Origin of the sequence: Methyloceanibacter sp., from assembly GCF_050726195.1 — a bacterium.
Taxonomy (GTDB): domain Bacteria; phylum Pseudomonadota; class Alphaproteobacteria; order Rhizobiales; family Methyloligellaceae; genus Methyloceanibacter.
Genome location: NZ_JBOHJC010000013.1, coordinates 41,103 through 67,531 on the forward strand (window position 1 = coordinate 41,103; position 26,429 = coordinate 67,531).

Annotated in this window: 31 protein-coding genes; 11 read left to right on the forward strand and 20 right to left on the reverse strand. The window is 65.3% G+C overall.

Annotated elements, in window-relative coordinates:
* Window positions 1-13: 13 nt before the first annotated feature.
* The gene (locus ACRECX_RS10435; RefSeq protein ID WP_431558773.1) at window positions 14-1,171 is read left to right on the forward strand and encodes a hypothetical protein; all 1,158 of its coding nucleotides are present in this window, start codon (window positions 14-16) and stop codon (window positions 1,169-1,171) included.
* A gap of 76 nt (window positions 1,172-1,247) precedes the next feature.
* Here the strand turns inward: ACRECX_RS10435 and coaA are convergent, their stop codons facing one another.
* From coaA to hisB, 8 genes are all read right to left on the reverse strand, one after another.
* Complete coding sequence (gene coaA, locus ACRECX_RS10440; RefSeq protein ID WP_431558774.1) at window positions 1,248-2,201, reverse strand: type I pantothenate kinase; 954 nt, start codon at window positions 2,199-2,201, stop codon at window positions 1,248-1,250.
* 24 nt (window positions 2,202-2,225) lie between these two features.
* Window positions 2,226-2,552, reverse strand: coding sequence for a phosphoribosyl-ATP diphosphatase (locus ACRECX_RS10445; protein ID WP_431558775.1), 327 nt, complete (start codon window positions 2,550-2,552; stop codon window positions 2,226-2,228).
* Window positions 2,553-2,661: 109 nt separating this feature from the next.
* Window positions 2,662-3,438, reverse strand: a complete 777-nt coding sequence (gene hisF, locus ACRECX_RS10450; protein WP_431558776.1) for an imidazole glycerol phosphate synthase subunit HisF — start codon at window positions 3,436-3,438, stop codon at window positions 2,662-2,664.
* A gap of 5 nt (window positions 3,439-3,443) precedes the next feature.
* Window positions 3,444-3,758, reverse strand: coding sequence for a hypothetical protein (locus ACRECX_RS10455; protein ID WP_431558777.1), 315 nt, complete (start codon window positions 3,756-3,758; stop codon window positions 3,444-3,446).
* Between the two features lie 6 nt (window positions 3,759-3,764).
* Complete coding sequence (hisA, locus tag ACRECX_RS10460) at window positions 3,765-4,517, reverse strand: 1-(5-phosphoribosyl)-5-[(5-phosphoribosylamino)methylideneamino]imidazole-4-carboxamide isomerase (protein ID WP_431558778.1); 753 nt, start codon at window positions 4,515-4,517, stop codon at window positions 3,765-3,767.
* Window positions 4,514-5,164, reverse strand: coding sequence for an imidazole glycerol phosphate synthase subunit HisH (gene hisH / locus ACRECX_RS10465; protein WP_431558779.1), 651 nt, complete (start codon window positions 5,162-5,164; stop codon window positions 4,514-4,516). The genes hisA and hisH overlap by 4 nt, the downstream gene beginning before the upstream one ends.
* 6 nt (window positions 5,165-5,170) lie before the next feature.
* Window positions 5,171-5,671 (reverse strand): DUF2628 domain-containing protein, encoded by a 501-nt coding sequence (locus ACRECX_RS10470; RefSeq protein ID WP_431558780.1) that lies wholly within the window; start codon window positions 5,669-5,671, stop codon window positions 5,171-5,173.
* A gap of 46 nt (window positions 5,672-5,717) precedes the next feature.
* On the reverse strand, window positions 5,718-6,332 hold the full coding sequence (gene hisB, locus ACRECX_RS10475; RefSeq protein ID WP_431558781.1) for an imidazoleglycerol-phosphate dehydratase HisB: 615 nt from the start codon (window positions 6,330-6,332) through the stop codon (window positions 5,718-5,720).
* A gap of 110 nt (window positions 6,333-6,442) precedes the next feature.
* On the opposite strand from hisB, the gene ACRECX_RS10480 reads away from it, so the two are divergent.
* The 5 genes from ACRECX_RS10480 (at window position 6,443) to ACRECX_RS10500 (ending at window position 9,910) form a co-directional block, all read left to right on the forward strand.
* Window positions 6,443-6,973: a DUF2939 domain-containing protein gene (locus tag ACRECX_RS10480; RefSeq protein WP_431558782.1), complete on the forward strand. Its 531-nt coding sequence runs from the start codon at window positions 6,443-6,445 to the stop codon at window positions 6,971-6,973.
* A gap of 86 nt (window positions 6,974-7,059) precedes the next feature.
* The gene (gene hslV, locus ACRECX_RS10485) at window positions 7,060-7,623 is read left to right on the forward strand and encodes an ATP-dependent protease subunit HslV (RefSeq protein WP_431558783.1); all 564 of its coding nucleotides are present in this window, start codon (window positions 7,060-7,062) and stop codon (window positions 7,621-7,623) included.
* 88 nt (window positions 7,624-7,711) lie between these two features.
* Window positions 7,712-9,016 (forward strand): ATP-dependent protease ATPase subunit HslU, encoded by a 1,305-nt coding sequence (hslU, locus tag ACRECX_RS10490; RefSeq protein WP_431558784.1) that lies wholly within the window; start codon window positions 7,712-7,714, stop codon window positions 9,014-9,016.
* A 182-nt stretch (window positions 9,017-9,198) separates the two neighbouring features.
* Complete coding sequence (locus ACRECX_RS10495; protein ID WP_431558785.1) at window positions 9,199-9,546, forward strand: hypothetical protein; 348 nt, start codon at window positions 9,199-9,201, stop codon at window positions 9,544-9,546.
* A 55-nt stretch (window positions 9,547-9,601) separates the two neighbouring features.
* On the forward strand, window positions 9,602-9,910 hold the full coding sequence (locus tag ACRECX_RS10500; protein WP_431558786.1) for a hypothetical protein: 309 nt from the start codon (window positions 9,602-9,604) through the stop codon (window positions 9,908-9,910).
* 60 nt (window positions 9,911-9,970) lie between these two features.
* Here the strand turns inward: ACRECX_RS10500 and ACRECX_RS10505 are convergent, their stop codons facing one another.
* From ACRECX_RS10505 to ACRECX_RS10525, 5 genes are all read right to left on the reverse strand, one after another.
* The gene (locus tag ACRECX_RS10505) at window positions 9,971-10,288 is read right to left on the reverse strand and encodes a hypothetical protein (protein WP_431558787.1); all 318 of its coding nucleotides are present in this window, start codon (window positions 10,286-10,288) and stop codon (window positions 9,971-9,973) included.
* A 94-nt stretch (window positions 10,289-10,382) separates the two neighbouring features.
* On the reverse strand, window positions 10,383-10,724 hold the full coding sequence (locus ACRECX_RS10510; protein WP_431558788.1) for a hypothetical protein: 342 nt from the start codon (window positions 10,722-10,724) through the stop codon (window positions 10,383-10,385).
* 147 nt (window positions 10,725-10,871) lie between these two features.
* On the reverse strand, window positions 10,872-11,453 hold the full coding sequence (locus ACRECX_RS10515) for a Smr/MutS family protein (protein ID WP_431558789.1): 582 nt from the start codon (window positions 11,451-11,453) through the stop codon (window positions 10,872-10,874).
* 23 nt (window positions 11,454-11,476) lie between these two features.
* A complete protein-coding gene (gene mltA, locus ACRECX_RS10520; protein WP_431558790.1) occupies window positions 11,477-12,517 on the reverse strand; it encodes a murein transglycosylase A in 1,041 nt (346 codons plus the stop codon).
* Between the two features lie 94 nt (window positions 12,518-12,611).
* Complete coding sequence (locus ACRECX_RS10525) at window positions 12,612-13,337, reverse strand: Tim44/TimA family putative adaptor protein (protein WP_431558791.1); 726 nt, start codon at window positions 13,335-13,337, stop codon at window positions 12,612-12,614.
* 289 nt (window positions 13,338-13,626) lie between these two features.
* Here ACRECX_RS10525 and secB point away from each other — a divergent pair, with 289 nt between their 5' ends.
* Window positions 13,627-14,205, forward strand: a complete 579-nt coding sequence (secB, locus tag ACRECX_RS10530) for a protein-export chaperone SecB (protein WP_431558792.1) — start codon at window positions 13,627-13,629, stop codon at window positions 14,203-14,205.
* A 90-nt stretch (window positions 14,206-14,295) separates the two neighbouring features.
* On the opposite strand, the gene dnaQ is transcribed toward secB, so the two are convergent.
* The 5 genes from dnaQ to ACRECX_RS10555 form a co-directional block, all read right to left on the reverse strand.
* The gene (gene dnaQ, locus ACRECX_RS10535) at window positions 14,296-14,985 is read right to left on the reverse strand and encodes a DNA polymerase III subunit epsilon (protein WP_431558793.1); all 690 of its coding nucleotides are present in this window, start codon (window positions 14,983-14,985) and stop codon (window positions 14,296-14,298) included.
* Window positions 14,986-15,051: 66 nt separating this feature from the next.
* Window positions 15,052-15,672, reverse strand: a complete 621-nt coding sequence (gene coaE, locus ACRECX_RS10540) for a dephospho-CoA kinase (protein WP_431558794.1) — start codon at window positions 15,670-15,672, stop codon at window positions 15,052-15,054.
* The gene (locus tag ACRECX_RS10545) at window positions 15,672-16,505 is read right to left on the reverse strand and encodes a shikimate dehydrogenase (protein WP_431558795.1); all 834 of its coding nucleotides are present in this window, start codon (window positions 16,503-16,505) and stop codon (window positions 15,672-15,674) included. Before ACRECX_RS10545 ends, coaE begins: the two co-directional genes overlap by 1 nt.
* Before the next feature lie 4 nt (window positions 16,506-16,509).
* On the reverse strand, window positions 16,510-17,133 hold the full coding sequence (locus ACRECX_RS10550) for a Maf family protein (RefSeq protein WP_431558796.1): 624 nt from the start codon (window positions 17,131-17,133) through the stop codon (window positions 16,510-16,512).
* Window positions 17,130-17,966, reverse strand: coding sequence for a pyruvate, water dikinase regulatory protein (locus ACRECX_RS10555; protein WP_431558797.1), 837 nt, complete (start codon window positions 17,964-17,966; stop codon window positions 17,130-17,132). The genes ACRECX_RS10550 and ACRECX_RS10555 overlap by 4 nt, the downstream gene beginning before the upstream one ends.
* A gap of 428 nt (window positions 17,967-18,394) precedes the next feature.
* On the opposite strand from ACRECX_RS10555, the gene hemE reads away from it, so the two are divergent.
* From hemE to rho, 3 genes are all read left to right on the forward strand, one after another.
* Complete coding sequence (hemE, locus tag ACRECX_RS10560) at window positions 18,395-19,441, forward strand: uroporphyrinogen decarboxylase (RefSeq protein WP_431558798.1); 1,047 nt, start codon at window positions 18,395-18,397, stop codon at window positions 19,439-19,441.
* 22 nt (window positions 19,442-19,463) lie between these two features.
* Window positions 19,464-19,895, forward strand: coding sequence for a protoporphyrinogen oxidase HemJ (hemJ, locus tag ACRECX_RS10565; protein WP_431558799.1), 432 nt, complete (start codon window positions 19,464-19,466; stop codon window positions 19,893-19,895).
* A gap of 241 nt (window positions 19,896-20,136) precedes the next feature.
* A complete protein-coding gene (gene rho / locus ACRECX_RS10570) occupies window positions 20,137-21,402 on the forward strand; it encodes a transcription termination factor Rho (RefSeq protein WP_431558800.1) in 1,266 nt (421 codons plus the stop codon).
* 140 nt (window positions 21,403-21,542) lie between these two features.
* Here rho and ACRECX_RS10575 read toward each other — a convergent pair whose 3' ends face one another.
* Together ACRECX_RS10575 and ACRECX_RS10580 are read right to left on the reverse strand one after the other, a co-directional pair.
* A complete protein-coding gene (locus tag ACRECX_RS10575) occupies window positions 21,543-22,460 on the reverse strand; it encodes a sterol desaturase family protein (RefSeq protein ID WP_431558801.1) in 918 nt (305 codons plus the stop codon).
* A gap of 292 nt (window positions 22,461-22,752) precedes the next feature.
* Complete coding sequence (locus tag ACRECX_RS10580) at window positions 22,753-24,795, reverse strand: thioredoxin domain-containing protein (protein WP_431558802.1); 2,043 nt, start codon at window positions 24,793-24,795, stop codon at window positions 22,753-22,755.
* A 273-nt stretch (window positions 24,796-25,068) separates the two neighbouring features.
* On the opposite strand from ACRECX_RS10580, the gene mnmE reads away from it, so the two are divergent.
* Complete coding sequence (mnmE, locus tag ACRECX_RS10585; RefSeq protein ID WP_431558803.1) at window positions 25,069-26,388, forward strand: tRNA uridine-5-carboxymethylaminomethyl(34) synthesis GTPase MnmE; 1,320 nt, start codon at window positions 25,069-25,071, stop codon at window positions 26,386-26,388.
* Window positions 26,389-26,429: the final 41 nt, after the last annotated feature.

Genomic DNA, 26,429 nt, shown 5'->3' on the forward strand with positions numbered 1-26,429 from the left:
TTGGGGGGCCCCCGTGCGCAAGATCCTGTACCTCGTCGTGGCGAGCCTGTTCGGCGCTACGTTCATTGCGCCGGTCTCAGCGGCCGAGCGCTCGGACGCCACCTACTACAGCGGCTGGACCACGCTCTGGGACACGGGTTTCGGCCCTTCGTCCGCTCCCGCTTATGCCTATATCGGCGGCGGCGTGCAGTTCCTGACCCTTCCGGACATCAAGTTCACGGGGAAGGACAATCTTAACGACGGCTTCCGTCGCCAGACCAACAGCTCCGGCGACTGGCTGGACGTCGGCGGTGCGCTAGACTTCGGTTTTCAGCATCCGTTCGGCTGGTGGGGCGAGCACCGGGTGATTGTCAGGGTCAACGGCTTCTGGTCCAATGTTGAGGTCGACGACACCACTAAGTGCACCAGCACCACGACGACATTCTGCGGCGCGTTCGATCCGACCGGCGAATTCTTCGTGACGCCGGCGTTTCAGATCGGCGGCCCTGACCCGACGCTTCGCACCAAGACCGACCGCGACACCGACTATTGGGGCAGCCAGGCTTCGGTTATCGTCGGCGATGTGCGCCCCAACAAGGTGAAGCCAAACGTCTACCGCAACGACTATCTCATCGCCGGCTTCGACATTCGCGGCATCGACCAGGACAACCGGCTGCGCGGCCATGACCAGGGGGGCACGCTCTTCAAATACGATGAGACCCTGGACACGACCTACTACGGCGGGTTCATCGGTTTCGGCGGCGAATACAGCTTCGGTTTCATTCCGGGTCTCAAGACGGTCGGCGGTTTCTACGACCGCCTCGGCATCCGTACCTTCATCACGGTCAAAGGCGGCCTCTACGACGCCCAGACGGACTATCATGGCCGTTTCTGGTCAGCCCCCGGCACGACCAATCTCTTCGAATCAGACGACGAGCTCGCCTTTATCGGCACCGTGTCGCTGGAGGCGCGCAAACAGGTGGGGCGGCGCACCAGCGTTTCGCTATGGACCGACTATGAGTACATCTCCTCGGTACCGCAGATGCACTACGCCAACGCCGATCGTCCCACGCGGATCGACGAGGACGACATTTTTGCCTCCCGCACGACGCTTCGGCTCAATATCGGTCTCGGTCCGGACCAGCTTTACGAGACGACGCGCTTTATACCGGGCACTTCTCCTCGCTATTAAGGATGACGCCTTCGTCGCCCGTGCAAAGGCTGAGTCCTAGGCACGAGCAATTGCCGGCGCAGGCGTGCGATCGATCTTAGAGCTTCCGCAGCGACACGCTTTCAACCGCGTGGTCCTCGCCCTTGCGCAGGATGAGGTCGGCGCGCTGCCGCGTCGGCAGGATATTGTCCTTCAGATTGACCAGGTTGATCGTCTGCCAGATCTCCAGCCCGGTGGCGCGCGCCTCCTCCTCCGAGAGCGTCGCATAGCGGTGGAAGTATGAGGCGGGATCGCGGAACGCCGTCTGCCGCAAGCGCAAGAAGCGCTCCACGTACCACCGCTCCACCAGCGCCTCCGCGGCGTCGATATAGATCGAGAAGTCGAAGAAGTCGGACACGAAGGGGATCGCCTCGCCGTCCTTCGGCAGCTTGGCCGGCTGGAGCACGTTGAGGCCTTCGACGATGACGATATCGGGCTGATCGACGGTGAGCATCTGGTCCGGCAGCACGTCATAAATGAGATGCGAGTAGACCGGCGCTTCGACCCCTGCCTTTCCCGACTTCACCGCGTCCAGGAAATTGAGCAGCCGCGTCAGGTCGTAGCTCTCTGGGAAGCCCTTGCGAACCATCAGGCCGCGCGCTTCGAGCACGGCGTTGGAAAACAGGAAGCCGTCGGTCGGCACGAGTTCCACATGCGGGTGGCTCGGCCAGCGCGCCAGCAGCGCTTGCAGCACGCGCGCCGTGGTGCTCTTGCCGGCGGCGACGCTTCCCGCAAGGCCGAGAATGAACGGCACCTTGTGGTTGCCCTTGCGCAGGAACCGCTCGGTCTCGCCATGCAGGCCTTGCGTGGCCTCGACGTAGAGGTTGAGCAACCGGCTCAACGGCAGATAGACCTCGACCACCTCTTCGGTCGACACCCGCTCGGTGAGACCGCTGAGATTTTCGAGATCCGCCTCGCTCAAGGTCATGGGCGTGTCGGCACGCAGCCTCGCCCACTCCTCACGCGAATAGATGGCGTAGGGCGAGAACGCGACGGTGGGACGCGGATTCATGATGTGAGACCGGCGCCGCCCTCGTCAGCCCGAGGCGGCTTTTCGCCTCTGTTGTGCAACCTCGGTTGCCCCCATGCGCCGTTCGAGTTCGCGATAGACCTCGTCGAGCGTGATCTTGCGGGACTCAAGCAGCACGAGCAGGTGGTAGAGCAAGTCCGCCGTCTCGGCGATCAGGGCCTTGTCGTCCTGAGCGATGGCCGCGATGGCCACCTCGACGGCCTCCTCGCCGAGCTTCTTGGCCGGCTTGACGGGCGCCTCGTCGAGCAGCCGCCTGGTATGCGAGTCCTCGGGCCTTGCGGTTCGCCGCGCCTTGATGGTGGCGGCGAGCCTCTCCAATACAGTTTTGCTCATGCTTGGCTCATACACCGCCGCGCGGGGCCTGGAAATAGGCGCGTGGCGGTAATCCTAAGCAAAAAGCGGGCAGGTTTGCGCCTTGCCTAGCCTGCGGGCAACCTCTGGCCTAGGGATCGAGCCGCATGGGGAGCCCGGCTGCGGCCATATAGCGCTTCGCCTCGCCGATCGTGTGCTCGCCGTAGTGGAAGATCGAGGCGGCCAGAACCGCCGAGGCGTGTCCCGCGCGCACACCCTCGACCAGGTGCTCGAGCGTACCCACGCCGCCACTGGCAATCACCGGCACCGGCACCGCGTCGGCGATCGCCCGGGTCAGCACCAGATCGAAGCCCTTCCGCGTGCCGTCGCGGTCCATCGAGGTGAGCAGGATTTCGCCCGCCCCGAGGCTGACCACCTCCTCGGCGTAGCCGACCGCCTCGATGCCCGTCGGCTCGCGGCCGCCATGGGTGAAGATTTCGAACCGCGGCGCCTTGCCGTTGGCTCCGACCCGCTTCGCGTCGATGGCGACGACGATGCATTGCGCGCCGAACTTCTCCGCCGCGCGGCGCACGAGATCGCGGTGCTTAACCGCCGCGGTGTTGATCGACACCTTGTCGGCGCCAGCTTCGAGCAATGTGCGCACGTCGTCGGTCGTGCGCACGCCGCCGCCGACCGTGAGCGGCATGAAGCAGCGCTCCGCCGTGCGCGCCACCACGTCGAGGATCGTGCCGCGCTTCTCGTGGCTCGCGGTGATGTCGAGGAAGCACAGCTCGTCGGCGCCCGCCTCGTCGTAGGCGGCGGCGGCCTCGACGGGATCGCCGGCGTCGCGCAAATCGACGAAATTGACGCCTTTGACGACGCGGCCCTCCTTCACATCGAGGCAGGGTATGACGCGAACCTTCAGCATGTTTGTCAGCTGCTCTGCGGCTTCCGCCGGCTCCTGATGAAGCGGACGACCAGATAGACCAGAAGCGCGGCCAGCCAAATGGCGAGCATCATCTCGCCGACCGGGATCGTGAACAGAGCGAGATAGGCGAATTTCTGATAGTCGAAGATGGTCTTGCCCCACTCCTCGCCGTTGATCGTGCACGGGATGGCACGGTTGAAATCCGTCTCGCAGCCGAGCAGCTGCGCGATGCCGGCCGCGCCCATGGCGAGCAGGGTCGGCCACAAGGCGAAGAGCAGGATCAACACCAGCGTGACAATGAATATGGTCCTGGCGCGCATGTCCGTTCAGCCTTTCGCCTTCTGCGCCTCGCGGCGATCCTTGAGCAAGGCCAGCGCCTCGCTCGCATCGAGTCGCCCGTCATAGAGCGCGCGGCCGGCGATCGCGCCTTCGAGCTTGGCGTAGCGCGGCTCGATGAGCCGTCGGATGTCGTCGATCCCGGCGAGCCCGCCGCTTGCGATCACCGGGATGGTGACGGCGTCGGCAAGCTCGGCGGTCGCATCGAGATTGAGCCCTTCGAGCACGCCGTCGCGGGCAATGTCGGTGTGAATGATCGCCGCCACGCCGGCGTCCTCGAAGCGCCGCACGAGATCGAGCGCTGTCATTTCGGCGGTTTCAGCCCAGCCTTCGATCGCCACCTTGCCGTCGCGCGCGTCGATGCCGACGGCGATGCAGCCCGGGAAGTCGCGCGCCGCCTCGCGCACCAAGGCGGGATTGCGCACCGCCGCCGTGCCGAGGATCACCCGGTCGATGCCCTTTTCGAGCCAAGTCACGATTGTGTCGAGATCGCGGATGCCGCCGCCGACCTGGATCGAGATATGCACTGCATCGAAGATCGCCTCGACCGCCTTCTCGTTGCGCGGGCGTCCTTCGAACGCGCCGTTAAGGTCGACCACGTGCAGCCACTCGAAGCCTTCGTCCTCGAATGCCTTCGCCTGCGCCGCCGGGTCGGTGTTGAACACCGTCGCCTGGTCCATCTCGCCTTGGCGGAGCCGCACGCATTGCCCGTCTTTGAGGTCGATAGCCGGAAACAGGATCATGGCTTCCACGTGAGGAAATTGGCGATCAGCGCGAGCCCGAGCTTCTGGCTCTTCTCCGGGTGAAACTGGCTGCCGGCCATGTTGTCGCGCGCCAAGAACGCCGTAACCGGACCGCCATAGTCGGTGGTGGCGACAAGAGCGCCCGCGTCCTCCGGCACGAGATGATAGGAATGCACAAAATAAGCGTGCAGCCCGCCGTCGCCCGTGTCGATGCCGTCGAACAACGCGTGGTGCCGCGCAAGCCGCAAGGTGTTCCAGCCCATATGCGGGATCTTGAGCGCGGCGTCATCCGGCTCGATGGCGCGTACCTCGCCCTCGATCCAGCCGAGCCCTGGCGTCACCCCGTGCTCGAGCCCGCGGCTCGCCATGAGCTGCAATCCGACGCAGATGCCGAGAAACGGCTTGCCCGTCTCCTGCACCGCCTCCTCCAGCGCCTCGATCATGCCGGGGATGGCGGCAAGCCCCGCCTTGCAATCGGCGAACGCGCCGACCCCTGGCAGCACGATGCGCTCGGCCGCGTGCACCTCCTCCGGCTCGGCCGTGACCTTGATGGCAAGGCCCGAGCCTTGCTCCCTCGCCGCCCGTTCGAAGGCCTTGGCGGCGGAGTGGAGATTGCCCGAGCCGTAATCGATGATGGCGACGTGCATGGGAACTCACGCTTGCGGGAAAAGCCCGATGACCTCGTCGCCCTCGCCCCCGCGCTTCGGCGAAGGCGCGTCGCCGCCCCGCGCGGCCTTCCGCGGCGGCTCTGGCGAGCGCGGGGTCTGCTGCTGCGCCAGCCACGCGGTGAAGAACGACCGCTCCGCCTCGATGCGGTCGCGGCCGGCGGCGACGCCCGCCAGCCGGTAGCCGCGCCGGCTGAGCGCCGCGCCCCTCAAATCGTTGGCCTCGAACGCGAACAGAGTAATGAGCCCGAGGCTCACCCAGCCGAACAGCTGCTCACCCTGCTGGTCGAAGCCGAACACCCACGGCAGCACGGAGAAAACGATGAGGAACACGATCAGCTCGATCCACATGCGGTGATAGAACAGCCACAGCGCCGGCACGAAGAACGCGGGCCAGGAGAACCCGTCCTTGACGAAGGCGACCTTGTCGGCGCGCGCGACGACATCTTCATCGCCGCTCGCTGGCTCATAGACGGAATAGACGGTCACGTTGCGTCACTGCTGCTGGCCGGCTAAACGCGAAGCCGGTGAGGCGTTAAAGCTGGCCCTTGGTGGAGGGCACCCGCCCACTCTGCCGTGGATCGATGGCGATCGCCTGGCGGAGCGCCCGGGCGAGCGCCTTATAGCAGGTCTCGGCAATGTGGTGGCTATTCTCGCCATAGAGCGTCTCGACGTGGAGCGTCAGCCCGGCATGCTGGGCGAAGGCCTGGAACCACTCGCGGAACAGCTCGGTGTCCATCTCGCCGATCTTGGAGCGGGTGAACTCCACCTGCCACACGAGGAATGGCCGCCCAGATACGTCGAGCGCGACCCTGGTCAAGGTCTCGTCCATGGGCAGATAGGCAAAGCCGTAGCGCGCGATGCCCTTCTTGTCGCCGAGCGCCTCCGCCACCGCCTGGCCGAGCACGATGCCGGAGTCCTCGGTCGTGTGGTGCTGGTCGATGTGAAGGTCACCCTCGGCCTTGAGGGCGATGTCGATGAGCGAGTGCCGCGCCAGCTGCTCGATCATGTGGTCGAGGAAGCCGACTCCCGTCGCGACGTCGTAGGCCCCCGTCCCGTCGAGATCGACAGTGGCGCTAATCGCCGTCTCCTTGGTGCGGCGCTTGACCGTGGCCGCGCGGGCTTCGGCCGCTTTGCTTCGCTTCTGCATGTCCGCCAGTCTACTCTAAGGCTCTTAGCAATTCGCTTCTTCGTGATCCGCCGCTTATACGCTGCGACGGCGAAGCGTGCTATCTCAACGATCCTGTCACAGGAGGGCTCATGCGCAGATGGTGGATCGCGGCCGCCGTGCTGATCGCGGCTTATGTGGGTTACCCTTACTTCACCCTCTATCGGATCGACCGGGCCCTACTCACCGACGACAAGGTGACCCTTCAGCGCCTTGTCGACTTCCCGAGGATCCGAGGGCAACTCAAGGATGACCTAACCCTGACCGTGCTCGCAAAGGCCCGCGCCGAGCAGGAAGAGCGGCCGCTGATCGGGGCCTTCGGGGCTGCTCTGGCCGGCCTGCTGGCGCCCGACGTCATCGACGCGGCCGTGGACGGTATGGTGACCCCTGAGGCCGTCCTCAGTAGCCCCATCGTCGTGGAGCGTCGTCGCGAGCGAAAATCCTTCGCCGATTTCGTGACTTACGCCTTTTTCTCGGCGCCGACCCGGTTCCGCGTGGACCTCAAGGACCCCGAAAAGCCCAATTCGCCCACGCTAACCGCCGAAATGGAGCTCATCGGCCCGTGGTGGCGGGTGGTTTCCATCGACCTGCCTCCCGTCCGCACCTGGTTCGGCGACGAGTAGACTTAGGTCGGACTCAAGTCCCGTTAGGCTCGTTTTCCGCCCAAAGCTTGACGAATGGCGCCGTCACGCCGATATCGCAACGCAGCATGAGCGTTTACCCCTCCTCCCCCGAGCTCTGGCACGGCACCACGATCCTCACCGTCCGTAAGGGCGGCAAGGTCGTCATCGCCGGCGACGGCCAGGTCAGCCTCGGCCAGACCATCATTAAGGGTACGGCGAAGAAAGTGCGCCGGGTCGGCACCGGCAATGTCATCGCCGGCTTCGCCGGTTCCACCGCCGATGCCTTCACCCTGTTCGAGCGGCTCGAGACCAAGCTGGAGCGCTTCCCCGATCAGCTAAAGCGCGCCTGCGTCGAGCTCGCCAAGGACTGGCGCACCGACAAGTTCCTGCGCCGGCTCGAGGCGATGATGATCGTCGCCGACCCCGGCGAGAGCCTGGTCATCACCGGCACCGGCGACGTGCTAGAGCCTGACGACGCGGTCATGGGCATCGGCTCCGGCGGCGCTTACGCGCTCGCCGCCGCCCGCGCGCTGCTCGACACCGACCTCGACGCCGAGGCGATCGCGCGCAAGGCCATGGCCATTGCCGCCAAGATTTGCGTCTACACCAACGACGAGGTGGTCGTCGAAACCCTCGCCGCCACAAAATGAGTATGAGTTTGAGTTCTGTCGGCTACGCACTCTCCACCTCTCCCCGCTGGGGAGAGGGGGCATGCCGTGCCCGCGGATATTCTATTCTATGACCTCATTTTCACCACGCGAGATCGTCTCCGAGCTCGACCGCCACATCATCGGCCAGCGCGACGCCAAGCGCGCGGTCGCCATCGCGCTGCGCAACCGCTGGCGCCGCCAGCAGCTCGAAGGCGACATGCGCGAGGAGGTGCTGCCCAAGAACATTTTGATGATCGGCCCGACCGGCGTCGGCAAGACCGAGATCTCGCGCCGCCTCGCCAAGCTCGCCGGCGCGCCCTTCATCAAGGTCGAGGCCACCAAGTTCACCGAGGTCGGCTATGTCGGCCGCGACGTCGATCAGATCGTCCGCGATCTCTTGGAAGCCGGTATCGGCCTCGTGCGCGACGCCAAACGCAAGGAGGTGGAGGCCAAGGCCCAGCTCAACGCCGAGGAGCGCGTCATCGACGCCCTGGTCGGCGCCGGCGCGGCGCTCTCCACGCGCGAGGCATTTCGCAAGCGGCTGCGCACCAGCGAGCTCGACGACAAGGAGATCGAGATCCAGGTCGCCGACATGCCTTCCATGCCGTCCTTCGAGATTCCCGGCATGCCCGGCAGCCAGGTCGGCATGATCAATCTCTCCGACGTGCTCGGCAAGGCGTTCGGCCAGCGCACCAAGCCGCGTAAGGTCAGCGTGAAGGACTCATTCGACATCCTCATGGCCGAAGAGTCCGACAAGCTCATCGACAACGACTCCATCATCCAGGAGGCGATCAAGAACGTCGAGAACAACGGCATCGTGTTCCTCGACGAGATCGATAAGATCTGCGCGCGCTCGGAGCGCATCGGCGCCGACGTGTCACGCGAAGGCGTGCAGCGCGACCTGCTCCCCCTGATCGAGGGCACCACCGTCGGCACCAAATACGGGCCGGTGAAGACCGACCATATCCTGTTCATCGCCTCGGGCGCGTTCCACATCGCCAAGCCGTCTGATCTGCTGCCGGAGCTGCAGGGCCGGCTCCCGATCAGGGTCGAGCTTCGCGCGCTGACCGGCGAGGACTTCCGCCGCATCCTCACCGAGCCGAAGGCCTGCCTCATCAATCAATATGTGGCTCTGATGAAGACCGAAGGCGTCGATCTCGAATTCACCGCCGACTCCATCGACGCCATCGCCGACATTGCCGTCGAGGTGAACACCGCGGTCGAGAATATCGGCGCGCGGCGCCTCATGACCGTGATGGAGCGCATCCTCGACGACATCTCCTTCAACGCCGCCGACAAGCGCGGCGAGAAGATCGTCATCGACGCGGCCTACGTGAACGGCCATATCGGCGACCTCGCCAAGAACGCCGATCTGTCGAAATTTATTCTCTGATCTTTCCCTAGTACCGTGTCGCCGGGCTTGACCCGCCTACGCGGGACGACGCATTGCACCAGCAAAAGTCCCCACACTGAAGTGCTAGAGTGATAAGATCTCCCAGGGCCGAGACAGGGACGCGCTTTTTCTCGAACCGGGCCGACGAGCTCAACGCAGCGCTCGGCCGAATGGAGGTGTCCATGCGACAGCTGAGGATCGGCCTGATCGTCCTGACGTCGGTTGCCGCTGCCTGCGCGGTTTCGCTTGCCGACTACGGGGCAATGGCGAGATCGAATGTTCAAGGCACCTACAAATGCGGCTGCACGGGCGGCCAAGGGACTTGCACCGTCAGCGCGCACAGCTCCGGGATGATTTGTTACAAGGGCGATAGCGATAGCTGCAGCGGGACGTGCAAGTTGGAGACGACGTCGAGCGGCATCACTGGCCCCGCGGCCAAGGGAGTAGCAAAGGAGCTGCCCGAGCTTCAGCCCGTCCAACCCAAGGTGCAGCCCAACGTGGTGCCGAAGGGTACTTTGAAGCAGCAATAACGATCCGAACCGGGCCGGAGAGCTCAAGGGAGCGCCCGGCCTCATGGAGGCGTCCATGCGGAAGCTGAAGATCGGCCTGATCGTCCTGACGTCGGTTGCCACCGCCTGCGCCGTTTCCCTCGCCGGCCGCGAGGCCTTCGCCGTCAAAGCCGGAGGAGCTGGCACCTCGGGCGACGCCTGCATGGAGGCGTTCAACGAGTGTCAGAGAGGGTGCGGCCCGTCGCCCTCGACGGCGAATCCCAGCTGCATGAGATATTGCGAGGAGGAGGTCCTGGCGAAATGCAAGGCGGGCGGCGGCAGCGCCACGAAAGGCCAGACGATCAAGCCCGGCGTCGGCGTCAAGGGCGGGTTGAAGGCGCAATAGCCACAATAACCCCTGCGCGCGCTAACGCACGCAAAGCCGATCGCTCTCTCAAGAGCACCGTCAGTCTGTTTTCCTCTTCAACACACCCGACGGCGCTTTCAGGATGCCGCCAAGCGGCGGCTTCACGAGCGCGGCGACGCAGTTGCTGTAATGCGTCACCGTTCGGCAATTCGAGATCTCACCGCCGCTCGTGTCGCATTTGGTGAAGACGCACTTGTCGCAGCTGTACTCCTTGCCTTGGATCGTGCGCTTTACGCCCGTTGCGCTCGAGCTGCACGTCTCGCCGTTGGGCCCGGCGGGGACCGCGAGAGCGGAACTCGCCAACGTCACCGTGGCGAGCCACATCGCAAGGACGCCAATCTGGAGCCGCATCGTCATCACGCCCTCCCTGGAAACCATCTGGGGAACTGTCACTGTGCGGAAAGCGCCTTCGCCGCCGAGGCGGCGGAGGCGCGGCCCGCGAATAGGAAGCTCAATTCACCTTGTCGATGCACACGGCGTTTGTGTCGGGCATTCGGCAGTACTGACGCGAAGCTCCACACCGGTCGTCGGCAACCCCAACGACGGTGCCGCCCACGTTCTTGCAATCCTGCGTCGATAGCTCCGCCACCGTGCCGCCCGTGGTTCCTTTCACGCCGCCAGTTGGACCCGTGGGTTTTAGCTTGGTGGTTGGCGCCTTAAGCGCCGGTGCTGTCTGTGCTTTTTCGCCGGTGGTTGCCTGGGCCAGCACGGTCAGCGCGCTCGCGGAGGTCGCGGCAAAGGCTATGACTGTTGCCAAGGCTATGGCGACAGGGGCTGCAAATTTCGCTTGCATCGGACATCTCCTTCAGGCGCGGGTGACGCGCAGGTCCCCGGCCCCGTTAAGGCGAACGCTCCCTGTCTGGCCGAAGTGATTTTATCATTATGGGTGCCAGCCCGGTGAGGAGTTTTCGCGACCTCGCAAGCCGCAAAATACTGGGGTTCAGCCTTTGCGGCGCAGCCGCACGTAAAGCGCGCCTTCGCCGCCAAGCCGGCGCGGCGCTTCCGCAAAACTCACGATGAGCGGCGCAAGGTCGCCATGGCTGAGCCAATGCGGCACCGCCTGGCGGAGCACGCCGCGCGCGTCCTCCTCGTAGAAGCTCTTAGGTTCGTCGGCCATAGCGCCCTTGCCGGTGATGACCAGCACGTGGCGGTAGTCTTTGCCTCGCGCCCATTTGAGGAATTTGCGGAGCGCCGCGTGCGCGTCCCGCTGGCGCATGCCGTGGAGGTCGAGCCGCGCCTCGACCGCGAGCCGCCCGCGCTCGAGCTTCCGCGCCGTCTGCCGGTCGAGGCCGGCCGCCGGAGCATGGCTGGGTTTCGGCCTCGCTTCGGGTTTTGGCGCGGGCTTGACGGCAATGCGCGGTGGCTTCTTCTTGGGTGGCGTCGGCGGCTTCGGCGGGGCGGAGGCCTCGACCACCCGGTTCTTCTTGCGCGGCTTTAGCGGGATCGCGGACTTCGCCACCCGCGCCCACAGCGCGCCGTCGTCGCTGGCCTGGTCGTGCTTGCCCGAGTCGCGCTTGCCCATGGCGGAGCATAGCGCGAATCGCCTTAATCCTTCGGCAGCAGCACGTAAAAGCGCGCCTTGTGCTTGGTCGTGCCGGCAAGAGCGCCCGCCTCGTCTCCCGTGCCGAAGAAGATGTCGCCCCGCTGGAGCCCCTTGATCGCCGAGCCGACGTCTTGCGCCACCATCAGCCTGCGAAACGGCGCGCCACCGGCGGCAAGGTCCGGCGCCGTGACGAAAACCGGTGTGCCCAGCGCATGATAGGACGCATCCACGGCGAGGCTGCGCCCTGGCGTGAGCGGCACCCCTTGGGCGCCGACCGGCCCCTCGCCGGCTTCCCCTTGCGGCAACTCGCGGAAGAACACGTAGGACGCATTCTCGTGCATCAGGGCCTGGCCGCGCTTAGGGTCTGCCCGCAGCCACCACTTCAGCCCGTCCATGGTCAGCCCGCCTGGCGCCTTTTCGCCGCGTTCCGCCAGCAGCCGTCCGATCGACGTATAGGAGTGGCCGTTCTTCGCCGCGTAGCCGAGCCGCACCCAGGACCCGTCGGGCAGCCGCACGCGCCCCGAGCCTTGGATCTGCATGAAGAACAGCTCGACCGGATCGTCGAGATAGAGCAGTTCGAGCCCTCTCCCCTCCAGCGCGCCGGAGTCGATTTCCGCGCGCGTATAGTACGGCACGAGCTCTTCGCCGCTCTTGCGCATCACGCTCAGGCGGTCGTTGTAGCGCGCCCGCAAGACATCCGGTGTCACCTGAACGATATCGTCAGGCCGCGCATAGACGGGGACGTGAAACGTCTCGCTCTTCTCGCGCGAGCCGGAGACCTCCGGCTCGTAATAGCCGGTGACGAGACCTGGCGGTACCCCTTCGAAACGGTGCGGCACGTAGTTGGCCTCGAAGAAGCGGCGTGCGGCCTCCCGGCCGGGGTTGTCGCCCAGCGCCAGCGCGTCCTTGCAAGCCGCGTTGCCGGCGAATTTCTTGCGGCAAGACCTCTGCAGCGCGGCCAGCGCCGCCGCGTGATCGTCCGCGGCCCAGCCTTCGATCTCATCGAAGCTGATCGGCTTGAGCCTGATGGCGGGCTCGTCCACTCCGCACCTCCACAGGAGGAGCACAATCGTTGCGAGGACCGCAATCGTTGCAACGATTGCCGCGACCGGCAACACGCGCTTTGTCAGATGGGGGCTAATTCGCGGCTTCGGTGGCAACCAACTTCCAGTTGGGGTTCCTGGAGGCGACCTCGCGGGCGAAGGTCCAGATGTCAGTGACCTCGCGAACCTTCTTGGGATCGCCCTCGACCACCTCGCCGTCGGCGTCGCGCGTCACCGAGACCAGCTCGCTCACGAACTTCACCGTGACATAGGCCTGCTTGTTCTTGACCTCGGCCTCGATGATATCCGTCTTGTCGATGCCGACCAGATTGGACTCTAGCTTCTCGCCGCGGCTCTCGCGCTCGGCGATGGCGCGCTCGAAGCCTTCCGCCACCTCCTTGCCGAGCAGCTGCTTCAACATCGCCTCGTCGCTTTGCGCGAACGCGGTGACGATCATCTCGTAGGCCATCTTGGCGCCGTCGAGGAACTGGCCGGGGTCGAAGCCGGGATCGGCGCGCATCAGGGTGGTGAGCGACTTTGCGAGCGGGCTGTCCTTGGCGGCGTAGCGCTCGAGCCGCGCCTCGATGTCCTCCGCCGAGGGCCCAGCCGTCTCCATCGGCGCCCGGCCGGAGCGTCCACGCGGCAGCGCCACCACCGAGCCTTCCGGCGCGCCGGCCTGCTCGGCGTCGGGCCGCGTATAGGGGTCGTAGGGCGGACGCTCGCTGCCCGTGCGGCGGCCGAGCACGCCGCGCAGCCGGATGAAGATCACGACCGCGAGCACCAGGAACAACAGGGTATAGATATCGAAAACGTCACTCATGCCTTGCCGCCACCCGCGTCTGGGAGTTTGCCCGCGATCGATGCGGAATGCTCTGGGCCGAATATCGTTGCGCGGCCAGAGATTTGCCAGCGGGAGCCTTATGACCGCAGATAGAAATTTCGCATTCCCAGCCGCAGCATTTCCGGCCCAACTTAAGGCATTCCCGTTTTGGACGCCAACCCTAAACGGCTTTGCGCTTAATTTAGGCTCAAGCGAGGCGTGGCGAGCCGAATTGCGGCCATGCTCCCGCCATGCTAGCCACGCTTCGAGAGTCATCGAGGACCCCGCCATGGCAAAGAAAGAGACCGACAAGCAGGCGAAAAAGACGAACGGCGACGGGCCAGTGCCCGAGCGCCCCGAGGAGGCCCCGGCAGCCGCCGCACCATCGCAGGCGGCGGGCACGGCCGCGCGGGCGCCCACCGAGGCACAGCTCGCGGTGCTCGCCCAATACGTCAAGGATCTGTCGTTCGAGAGCCCCGGCGCGCCCCAGACCCTGCAAGCGGCCGGTCAGAACCCGCAGCTCAAGGTCGGCGTCAATGTGAACGCGGGCCCTCGCGGCGAGGACGTCTACGAGGTCGCCCTCCACATCGAGGCGCATGCCAAGAGCGACGCCGGCGTGATCTACAACGTGGAGATCGCCTATGGCGGGCTGTTCCGCCTGCGCAACATCCCGCAGCACCTGCTCCAGCCGGTGCTGTTCGTCGACTGTCCGACGATCCTGTTTCCCTTCGTGCGGCGCGTGATCGCCGACGTGGTGCGCGATGGCGGCTTCCCGCCGCTGATGCTCGATCCCATCGATTTCGGACGGCTCTATACGCAGAATCTCGCGCGCGGCCAGCAGCCCGAGCAACCCCAAGCCAAGAACTAGACCCAATGGAGCAGCGCTCTCTTTTCACCTCCCCCCTTGAGGGGGCGGGGAGAGCGCGTGGCTGTCCTTGACCAGCAATATTGGCGTTACTCAAGCGTAGCGGTGCCACAACGCGCCGGTGCCGAGGCTCGCCACGAAGGCGCGATGCGCCTCGATCTCGACGGCGGTGAGTCGCGGGGCAAGTGCTTGCGGCCGCGGCCGGATGGCCAGCTCATGTCCGCGCAGCATCGCCGCCTGCACGCCGTTGGCGGCGAACTCGAGTCTGGCCTGATGGCCGCCCACCAGCTCCACATAGACCGAGGCCAGCAGCCGGCAATCGAGCAGCGCGTTGTGCGTCTCGCGCTCCGAAAGGTCGATGCCGTAACGCCGGCACAACGCATCGAGGCTGCACGGCGCGCCGGGATGCCGCCGTCGCGCCAAGGCCAAGGTGTCCACCACGCGGTCCCAGCGCAGCAATGGCCGCGCCACCCGCTCCAGCTCTGCATTGAGGAAGCCGAAATCGAAAGTGGCGTTGTGCATGACGAGCATGGCGCCTTCGATGAAGCCGAGCATGTCGTCGGCAAGTTCTAAGAAGCGCGGCTTGTCGCGGAGGAACTCGGTGGAGAGGCCGTGCACCTCGAACGCCTGGTAGGGTACGTCGCGCTCCGGGTTCACATGGCAATGCCAGGTCCGCCCCGTCGGGATGCAGTTTAATAGCTCGACGCAGCCGATCTCGACGATGCGATGACCGTCGAACGGATCGAGTCCCGTGGTCTCCGTATCGAGAATGATCTCGCGCAAAGATTGCCTCGACTAATCTGTGTCGTCATGCCCGGCCCTGTGCCGGGCAATGAGGCATTCCTATTTCTACTCTTGGTGACGCAACCGCTCCATCGCGCGGCCCTCGCGCGTTTTGAGCGACTCAATGAGTCTATCGATCTGCGCGTACATGTCCTCCAAAGTGGTTCCGCTGTCCACAACGTAGTCGGCGCGCGCGCGGCGTTCCGCGTCCGTCGCCTGCCGCGCCCGCAACGCCTCGAACTTCTCCGCCGTCATGCCGGGTCGCGCCAGCACCCGCGCCCGCTGCACCGCCTCCGGCGCGCTGAGCGCAATCGTGACGTCGGTGCGCGCTTCCGCGCCTGTCTCGAACAGGAGCGGGATGTCGAGCACCGCGAGCTTGGCGCCCTTCTTTTCCTCGGCGAGCAGGAAGTCGATCTCGGCCTTGATTACCAAGGGGTGCACGATGGCCTCGAGCGCGCGCAAGCGTTCCGGCGACACCGCCACCTGCTTGGCAAGGAGTGCGCGGTCCACCCGGCCCTCGCGCGCAACGCCCGGAAACGCCGCCTCGATCGCCGCGACCGCGTCCCCGTCATAGAGGCGATGCACGTAGGCGTCGGCGTCGAACATCGGGACGCCGCGGCGCGCGAAATGCACCGCCGCCGCCGACTTGCCCATGCCGATCCCGCCGGTAAGCCCGATGACCAGCATCAGCCGCTCCCAAGCGTTTTCACCACATACGCCCTAAGCTCCGGCGTCACATCCGGGCGCACGCCAAACCAGCGCTCGAATCCCGGGACCGCCTGATGCAGCAGCATGCCGAGTCCGTCGACGGTGACGTTGCCCCGTTTCGCCGCGGCGATTAGGAGCGGCGTCAACAGCGGGTTGTAGACGAGGTCGGCGACCACGGCGTCTCCGGGCAGCGCCGAAAGGTCGATATCGAGCGGTTCTTGGCCGGTCATGCCGAGGCTCGTGGTGTTGACGATGAGGCTGCAAGCTCCGAGCGCGCGGCTCCGCGTCTCCCAGCCGATGACCTCGATACGCGGGCCGAACGCCTGGGCCAAGGTCTCGGCGCGGCCGCGCGTGCGGTTGGCGAGGAGGATCTTGGCGGCGCCGGCGCGGATCAAGCCGTAGAGAATGGCGCGCGCCGCGCCGCCCGCACCGAGCACCACCACCGGCCCCAGTCCCTCGCTCCAGTGTGGGGCTTCCGCATCGAGATTGGTCACGAAGCCGTAGGCGTCCGTATTGCCGGCGTGGAGGCGCCCGTCAGGGTCGAGCCACAACGTGTTGGCCGCGCCGATGACGGCCGCGGCCTCGTCGGCGGACTCCGCGGCCCTCAGCGCCGCCTCCTTGTGGGGCAAGGTCACGTTGGCCCCCACATATCCCTTCGCCGCGAGAGAGCCGACGAACGCGGCGAAATCTTCCGGCCTCACCGCCTCCTTCTCGTAGGCACCGTCGATCCCGTATTTCTCGAGCCAGTAGCGGTGGATCACGGGCGAGCGCGAATGCTCCACCGGACAGCCGATGACGCAGGCACGTCTCATGGCGCTAGCTCTCGATCACGCCCTCGCGCCGCAACGTATCGAGCAGCGGCAGGAGGGGCAGGCCGAGAATGGAGAAGTAGTCGCCCTCGATCTTGTCGAAGAGCTGGATGCCGACCGACTCGATCTGGTAGGCGCCGACCGAGGTAAGCGCCGCTCCGCCTGCTGCCGCCAGATAGTGGCCGATGAATTCCGGCGACATCTTGCGCATCGTGAGCGTGGCGGTCTCGGTCATGGCCCAGATCGTCTCGCCGCCCGTGGCGACGGCCACCGCGGTATGGAGCGTGTGCGCCTTGCCGTTGAGGTCGAGCAGCTGGCGCCGCGCCGCCTCCATGCTGTCCGGCTTGGTCTCGATCTTGCCCGCGAAGGCGAGCACCTGGTCGGCACCGATGACATAGGCCTCGGCGGATGTATCGCTGATCGCTTCCGCCTTGGCGCGGGCCAGCACCTCGGCCACGTCGTGAGGATCGAGCGCCTTCTCGCCGCTGATCGCCTCGCGCATCGTGCCCTCGTCGAGCCCTGGTGCTTCGGTGGTGAAGCTGACCCCCGCCGCTTCGAGCAGCTTCGCCCGGATCTTGCTGGTGGAGGCGAGGACGAGCGGCGGGCGCCCGGATTGCAGCACACCGGTCATGCTTCGAGCGCCGGCGCTTCGCGGTCGTGATAGAGGCGGAGGATGGCCGCTGCGGTTTCCTCGATGGACCTTCGGGTCACGTCGATGATCGGCCAGCCATGCCGGGCGCAGAGCTGCCGCGTCTGCGCGATCTCGGCGGCGATGGCGTCGCGGTCGACATATTCCTCGAGATGGCCGTGTGCCTGCTCGATAACGCGATTCTGCCGGACCTGGGCGATGCGCTCCGGGCTTGCCACGAGTGCCACCACGAACGCATTGGTCTGCTGCTCGACCTGTGGGGGCAGCTTCATTCCGGGCACCAGCGGCACGTTGGCGGTCTTGAAGCCGCGATTGGCGAGATAGATGCTGGTCGGCGTCTTCGACGTCCGGCTGATGCCGACCAGGATGATATCGGCATCGTTCAGATTCTCAGGCAGATGCCCGTCGTCGTGCACCATGGTGAAGTTCAGCGCCTCGATACGGCGGAAATACTCGGCGTCGAGCACGTGCTGCCCGCCCACGGTCGGCGTCGCCGGCGTGCCGAGATAGGACTCGAACACCTGAAGAATCGGCTTCAGCGCCGCCACGCATGGCAGATTGAGTCGCTTGCAGGATTGCTCCAGCGCATCGGCCAGCTCACGATTGAACAGCGTGTAGAGCACGATGCCGGGCGCTGCCTCGACATCCTTTACCACCCGGTCGAGCTCGCGACGGCTGCGCACCAGCGGGTGGAGGTGCTCGATGGCGCGCACCTGCGCGTACTGCACTCCTACGGCCTTGGCGATCGTCGACAGCGTCTCGCCGGTGGCGTCGGAGATCATGTGCAGGTGAAACGTGCGCTGCTGGATATCCATGTATGGCCTTTGGATAACTGCCCTGGGTTAACGGAACAAGATCGCGAGCGCCCGCGGCGCTCCCCACTGACCCAAAAAAGCCAGTCCGGTTCTTCACAGATTCGCCTGTGTCGAAAAAATGACGCCAGGCGATAACAGCCCGACAATAGCTTTTTTGATCCCCAACTCCGAGGGGCAGATGCCAACAGGCCATTCCCGGCTTCGTCCAAAGCCCGGCAGGCTCCCGGGATGCCGTATTAAACAGGATTCCTTTGTCTTTTCGCGGGTGAACTGACCACAGCCCATCCGGTTTATCGTCAAAGTGTCAAACAGGCTGCGCAGACCCCTGTAGACAGGCTGGTGATGAGAAGGAATGTCCGCTATTCACGCTCCAATAGAAACAACAGAAACCTCTTTAGAGATTCTCTCTATTAGTAGTTAGAGAGCCCATGTTGCGGACCCCCTCCTCTCCAAGCCCCCTGCTTCAAGCCCTCGGCGGACACGTTACCTCGCCACCACCCGTCTGGCTGATGCGCCAGGCTGGGCGGTATTTGCCGGAATACCGCAGCGTGCGAAACCGGGTGCCGTCTTTCCTCGATCTTTGCCTCAACCCGGCGCTCGCCGCGGAGGTGACGCTTCAGCCGTTGCGGCGCTTCGCTTTCGACGCGGCCATTGTGTTCTCCGACATTCTCATCGTCCCCTACGCCTTGGGCCAGAAGGTCGAATTCAAGGAGGGTGAAGGTCCAAAGCTCGAGGCCATACGTGATGCTGATGCGGTCGCGAAGCTCGATACGGAAGGCGCCGGCGCCCGCCTCGCACCGGTCTACGAGACCGTAGAGCGTGCGACCGCCGAACTGCCAGAGACCGTTCCGCTCATCGGCTTCTGCGGCGCGCCATGGACGGTGGCCACCTACATGGTGGAGGGCGGCGGCAGCAAGGAGCATCTCGCGGCGCGGTTTCTCGCCTATCACCAGCCCGAGACGTTCCAGCGCCTGATTGATATCCTCGTCGAGATATCGGCGCACTATCTCGCCGGCCAAGCGAAGGCTGGCGCGCGTGTGTTGCAGATATTCGATAGCTGGGCAGGCGTCTTGTCAGAGGACGAGTTCACACGCTGGTGCATCGCCCCCACCAGACAGATCGTGCAACGGGTCAAGGCGGAAGTTCCCGGCACCCCCATCATCGGCTTCCCGCGCGGCGCCGGACTGCTTGCTGAACGCTATGCCAGAGACACGGGCATCGATGCGATCGGCTGCGATACGGCCATGCCTGTCGGCTGGATGCAAAGACTGCAGGTGCATATACCGGTGCAGGGCAATCTCGATCCGGTTCTACTCCTCGCCGGTGGCGCCGCGTTCGATGCCCGCGTCGAGGCGATTCTCGGCACGCTCGGTGCCGGCCCCTTCATCTTCAATCTCGGCCATGGCATCCTGCCCGACACACCTGTCGAAAATGTCGAGCGGCTGGTCAGCCTGGTGACGACCTGGCAGGCCTGACGCCCCGCCCCTGGCACTTTCCATGCTCCTCGCCTACATCAAGGCCTTCCACATCATCGCCGTGATCGCCTGGATGGCGGGGTTGCTCTATTTGCCGCGGCTTTTTGTCTACCATGCGGGAAGCAAGCCCGGCTCCGAGCAGTCGAAGACCTTCAAGGTCATGGAGCGGCGGCTGCTCCGGTTCATCACCACGCCGGCGATGCTGGCGGCCTGGGCTTTCGGGCTGATTCTCGCATTTTCCGGTGCGATCGACTGGTCCCGGGACGGCTGGTTTCACCTGAAGCTCGCCCTGGTCGTCCTGTTGTCGGGCTACAACGGCCTGCTTGCCATGTGGACAAAGGACTTCGCGATCGATCGGAACACGCGATCGCCGCGTTTCTACCGTATTGCCAACGAGGTCCCCACGCTTTTGATGATCGCCATCGTCATTCTCGCCGTCGTCCGCCCCTTCTAGAGGGCGAGTTCAAACCTGTTCCGCCCGCCGAAATGGTCTGCTATAAGATGAGTCGCATCCAATCCGGGACGCTGTCGCGGTCCGGCTTTTCCCCCAAAAAGATCGGGCACCCGGACTGGAGCAGGCGTCGCACTTCGCCTTCCCGCCAAGGCATATCCCTTCCCATCTGATGAACCCGCGCCTCCCAAGCGCGACAATCGAAACATTCAGGTTCATCCATTTCCGTTTGGAGTAGCAGCGCATGCAGGAAATGAAGCTGCAAGATTTGAAGACCAAGTCGCCGACGGAGCTGTTGAGCTTCGCCGAGGAGGTCGAGGTCGAGAACGCGAGCGCCATGCGCAAGCAGGAGCTCATGTTCGCGATCCTGAAACAACTCGCCGCCCGCGATGTCGACATCACGGGCACCGGCGTGGTCGAGGTGCTGCAAGACGGCTTCGGCTTCTTGCGCTCCCCCGACTCGAACTATCTCGCCGGCCCCGACGACATCTACGTCTCGCCGTCGCAGATCAGGCGCTTCGGCCTCAGGACCGGCGACACCGTCGAAGGCCAGATCCGGAGCCCGAAAGAGGGCGAGCGCTATTTCGCGCTCCTCAAGGTCAACACTATCAATTTCGAGGATCCGGAGAAGCAGCGCCACAAGATCCATTTCGACAATCTCACGCCGCTCTATCCCGACGAGTGGCTCGAGATGGAGACCGCCGATCCCACCCGCAAGGACAACACCGGCCGGGTCATCGACATCGTGTCGCCCATTGGCAAGGGCCAGCGCGGCCTCATCGTCGCCCAGCCGCGCACCGGCAAGACCGTCATCCTCCAGAACATCGCCCATGCGGTCACCGCCAATCATCCGGAGTGCTATCTCATCGTGCTGCTCATCGACGAGCGCCCCGAGGAGGTGACCGACATGCAGCGCTCGGTGAAGGGCGAGGTCGTGTCCTCGACCTTCGACGAGCCGGCGTCGCGCCATGTGCAGGTGGCCGAGATGGTCATCGAGAAGGCGAAGCGCCTCGTCGAGCACGGCCGCGACGTGGTGATCCTGCTCGATTCGATCACCCGGCTCGGCCGCGCCTACAACACCGTGGTGCCGTCCTCCGGCAAGGTGTTGACCGGCGGCGTGGACGCCAACGCGCTGCAGCGCCCGAAACGCTTCTTCGGCGCCGCGCGCAACATCGAGGAAGGCGGTTCGCTCACCATCATCGCCACCGCGCTGATCGACACCGGCAGCCGCATGGACGAGGTGATCTTCGAGGAGTTCAAGGGCACCGGTAACTCGGAGATCGTGCTCGACCGCAAGGTGGCCGACAAGCGCGTGTTCCCGGCCATCGACATCGCGCGGTCCGGCACCCGCAAGGAGGAACTCCTGGTTGCCGGCGATCAGCTCAAGAAGATGTACGTGCTCCGCCGCATCCTGAACCCCATGGGCACCATGGACGCCATCGAGTTCCTGATCGACAAGCTGAAGCAGACCAAGACCAATTCCGACTTCTTCGACTCGATGAACACGTAAACATTCATCATTTTCGAAGCAAGCCGGAGTCCGGACATTCCTCAATTCACTCCGTCATGGCCGGGCTTGTCCCGCCTGCGCGGGCCGAAGCTCAATGGCCGGACCTAGACCAATCGCTTCGGCGGGCGAAGGCCCGGCCATCAACGATTTGACGGGCGCATGGAGACCGCGGCCGCCTCATCGGCCGTCGCCCCTGTGCAAGGCCCGTTGGGGTCGAACGGCGCCATGAGCTGCTTCGCGTAGACTTGCGGGTAGTGCGGGCAGTCTTGAATGCCGACGTCTCCGCTGCGGGGCCTTCGCTCGCCCGGCAGCTTGAAGGTGCCGAGCAGCCGGTCCCACACAGTGAAGAACAGGCCGAAATTCACGTCGCCGTCGCCCGCCCAATTCACGTGGTGCAGCCGGTGCACCGGGCCGATGGCAAGCAGCTTCTGGAACGGCCCGAGCGTGTAGTCGACGTTGGAGTGCTGCACCATGAGCTGCACGGCGATGGCGAAGCCGAGTAGCACGGCGACGTCGACGGGCAAACCGATCAACACGAGCGGCAAAGTGCCGACGACGATGTCGAGCGCCTGGTGCAGAGGGTGGCGAACGAAACCGTTGAAGCCGTAAAGCCGCTGCATCCCGTGATGGATGGCGTGTAGGCGCCACAGCCAGTCCACCCGGTGGCTGAAATAATGCACAATCGTCATCGCGCAATCGACGACGACCACGGCAAGCAGGAACTGCAAGACGATCGGCAGCGATTGTGGCCAGAGCTTCCATTCGGGCAGGAGCAGTGCGCTGATGACGATGAAGACGAACAACGCGACGAGATTGGCGATCTCGTAGACGATGCCGTGGGCGAGATCCTTGGCCCCGTCGTCATGTGTCTGGTTCCAGTCATATTCGTACGGCAACACCCGCTCCATGACGAAGGAAAGGCCGATCGCGAGGCCCAGCAGGAGGCCGAGCCAAGCGTAGTAGTAGCCGGACGCGACGAGTAGGACGGCGAGCGCGTTGAGCCCAAGCAACATGGCCGGGACATAGAAGACGCGGGCGAAGACACGTAAGCCCCACATTGCCCTCTCCTGCGGGATGCTGGCACAGGCAGCTTGTGGCTTTGCAACGCAGACGGCCCACGCAGGGTTGCGCCGCGCGCTCGTTCTTCGACAGAGCCCCTGTTCCCTCAAGGGGTTGCATTTCAGGCGCAGACTTTCGGGGAGCCAGCGGCCCCAACCGGCGCTCGTAAACCCGCGATTTCAAGGGACAACTCCCTCACCTCAACATCGTCATTTCGGCGAAAGCCGGAATCCAGACAACAAGCTCGGAGCAAGTGACTCTGGATACCGGCTTCCGCCGGTATGACGAGTCCTAAGCCACCGTCACCTCCCTTGCCCCCCTCACCGTCTCGGCCAGTGCTGCGGCCTCCGTCACCGGCGGCGCGCATTGCGGCCCGAGGCACACATAGGCCGTCGGCTTCCCCGCGACTGCCGTCTTGCCGTAGACGATCGACGAGGCGGGCAGCGCCTCGCCTTGCGTGATCTCCACCACCACGGCGTTCGGCAAGGACACGTCGCGCAAGCCGGCGCGCAAAGCGCCCGCGTCGCTCCCGCGCGGCACGATCAGCACGATGAGAGACGGCGCGAGGCCGTCGAGCGCCGCGGCGAGCAGGCCCGCGTGCCCCACCGGATTTGTCGCGATGGCCGGCGCGAACGCGCGCAAGATTTCCTCGGCCCGCCGCGCATAGCGCTCCTCGCCGGTCCACAGCGATAGCTGCACCAGGTTCGACACCATGATCGCGTTCGCATTCGGCGTCGCGTCGTCGAGACCGCTGAACGGACGCACGATGAGATCACTCGTGTCGTCCGCGGCGAGGAGATAGCCGCCGAGCTCGCGCGACAGGTAATGCTTATCGAGCACGTCGGTCCACGCCAGCGCCTGCTCGATATAGTCGCGCCTGCCCGCGGCATTGGCGAGCGCGAGCGCGGCGCGGATCATGTCGGCGTAGTCGTTCGCGGTCGCCGGCGCCTTGGCCTCGCCGCCGCGATAGGCGTGGAACAGGCGCCCGTTCGACATCATCCTGGTACGGATGAAATTGAAGGCGCCTTGCGCCGCCTCGAGCCAGTCGGGCCGGTCGAAGGCTTGGCTCGCATTGGCGAGCGCGGCGATCATCAGCCCGTTCCAGTCGGCGAGGATCTTGTCGTCGAACCCTGGTCGCACGCGGCTGCCGCGCCGCGCCAGCAGTGTGGCACGCATCTCGCCGAGCGGCATTTCCGTCTCGGCATCGCGCAGGTCGATCGCGTCGAGCCGGTTGAGAATGTTGTGGCCTTCGAAATTGCCGGCCGCGGTCACGCCATAGACTTCGGCGAACAGCTTGGCCTCGTCAGTGCCGAGCGCGTCTTCGATCTCGGCAAGCGACCACACATAGAACTTGCCCTCCTCGCCTTCGCTGTCGGCGTCGAGCGAGGCGGCGAACGCGCCTTCGCTGCGCATCTCGCGCAACACCCAGTCGATGGTCTCGGCGATGCGTTGCGCGTAGAGCGGCGATTTCGTCTCGCGCCACGCCTCGGTCATCAGCTCGATGAGCAGCGCGTTGTCGTAGAGCATCTTCTCGAAATGCGGCACGAGCCAGCGCTCGTCGACGCTGTAGCGCGCGAAGCCGCCCCCGAGATGATCGTAGATGCCGCCTTGCGCGATCTGCGTGAGCGTAAGGGCGACCGCCTCGCGCGGATTGGCGAGGCCGTAGCGCAGTCCTGCGCGCCACAAAAATCCAAAGAACTGCGTTTGCGGAAATTTCGGTGCGCCGCGAATCCCGCCCTGCACGGGATCGACGGCGGCCAGAAAGCGCCGCGCGAGATTGGACAGGGTGGCATCGTTGAGCTGCGCGGCGGCGCCTTCGTGCCGCGCCGGCGTGAGCCGCTCTTTCAACGCGTTGGCGTTCTGCCGCACCTTGGCGGGCTCGTCGCGGTAGATGCGGGCGATTTCATTCAGCACACGGACGAAGGACGGCCGGCCGTAGCGCTCCTCGCGTGGGAAGTAGGTGCCGCCCCAGAACGGCTCGGCGTCGGGGGTAAGGAACATGGTAAGCGGCCAGCCGCCCTGCTCGCCGATCTGGTGCAGCGCGTTCATGTAGATCGCGTCGACGTCCGGGCGCTCCTCGCGGTCGACCTTGATGTTGACGAAGAGGTCGTTCATCACCGCTGCCGTCGCTTCGTCCTCGAAGCTCTCGTGCGCCATGACGTGGCACCAATGACAGGCGGCATAGCCGACCGAGAGCAGGATCGGCTTGCCCGTTGCCTTGGCCTCTGCCAGCGCCTCGGCCCCCCAGGGACGCCAATGGACCGGGTTGTCCTTGTGCTGGAGGAGGTAGGGGCTGGTCTCGCCCCCGAGCTGGTTTCCCGGCCTGTCCTGCATGTCCCTTCCGATCCTGCTGCGCTCCCGCCTAGGATAACGCATGAGCCCCAACTTCGCCGCAAACTCCATCCCTCCCCCAATGTGGGGAGGGCGGCGCGCCCGGCCCAGCGAAGCTGGGACGGTTTGGCGCGCCGGGTGGGGGGATCGTGACCTAGGGGTTATCACCCCACCCGGCTCATCCGGCCGCGGGCCGGCCGAGCCACCCTCCCCATCAAGGGGAGGGATGGGAACCCGCGGCACATCTCTGCGCCAACTAGGCGGAGTGTCATTGGGGTGATCCAGCCAGACACCATCGTCGCGCCGGCGTCAGGCGCTGGCCCCTCGGCCATCGCCGTGGTCCGCATCTCCGGCCCGCGCACCCTCGCCGTGCTCGAGGCGCTTGCCGGCGGCGTGCCCCCTCCCCGGCGCGCGTCCTTGCGCGACTTGGGCGATCCCATGATCGACCGCGGTCTCGTGCTGTGGTTCCCGGCGCCGCAGAGCTTCACCGGCGAGGACATGGCCGAGCTTCAGGTGCATGGCAGCCGCGCCGTGATTCAGGCGCTCGTCGATGCGGTGCTTGCAATCGAAGGCACGCGTCTCGCCGAGCCAGGCGAGTTCGCGCGCCGCGCCTTCGAGAACGGCAGACTCGATCTCACCGAGGTCGAAGGCCTGGCCGATCTCATCGCCGCCGAGACCGAGGCGCAGCGCCGCCAGGCGCTGGCGCAAGCCGAAGGCTCGCTCCGCCGTCTCTACGAAGGCTGGCGCGCCGAGCTTGTGAAGGCGCTCGGCTTGATGGAGGCGGGACTCGACTTCGCCGACGAGGCCGACGTCACTGCCGACGTGAGCGCCAAGGCCGAGGCGATCGTCGTGAAGCTGCTTCAGTCCATCGACCGGCACCTCGCCGACCGCAGCGGCGAGCGACTGCGCGATGGGCTGCGCATCGTCATCGCCGGACCGCCCAATGTCGGCAAGTCATCCCTGATGAATGCGCTCGCCAAGCGCGACGTCGCCATCGTGTCGGAGGAGGCCGGCACCACGCGCGACGTGATCGAGGTCCATCTCGATCTCGGCGGCCTGCCGGTGATCCTGTCCGACACTGCCGGCATCAGGGAGGGCACCGGCAAGGTCGAGGCGGAAGGGGTGCGGCGCGCGCTGACCAGAGCCGAGGATGCCGACGTGATTCTGTGGGTGGTCGACGCCACGAGTCCGGTCTGGGACCCGCCAGCGCGGCTCGCAGAGCGGCAGGTCGTTCGTGCGCTCAATAAGGCCGATATCAGCCCGCAATCCGCCCATAATAAACCCATCGCGATCGATGCAGTCGTGTCGGCTAAATCGGGTGAGGGGCTCGATACCCTCATTGCCCGCCTGGCGGCGGTCGCCGCCAAGCACGCCACGCCTGCCGCCGGCACCGCCGCCCTCACCAGAACCCGCCACAGGATCGAGCTCGTCTCAGCCCGGGACGCTTTGCAACGCTTTGTTAACCATGATCTTTCGGCCGAGCTGAAGGCCGAGGAATTGCGCATCGCCGCCCGCCATCTCGGCCGCCTCACCGGCGCCATCGACGTGGAAGAGGTTCTAGCCGCGATTTTCGCCGAGTTCTGCATCGGCAAATGAGCGCTCCGCCAAAATGATTCACGTGAAACACTGGTCCGCCA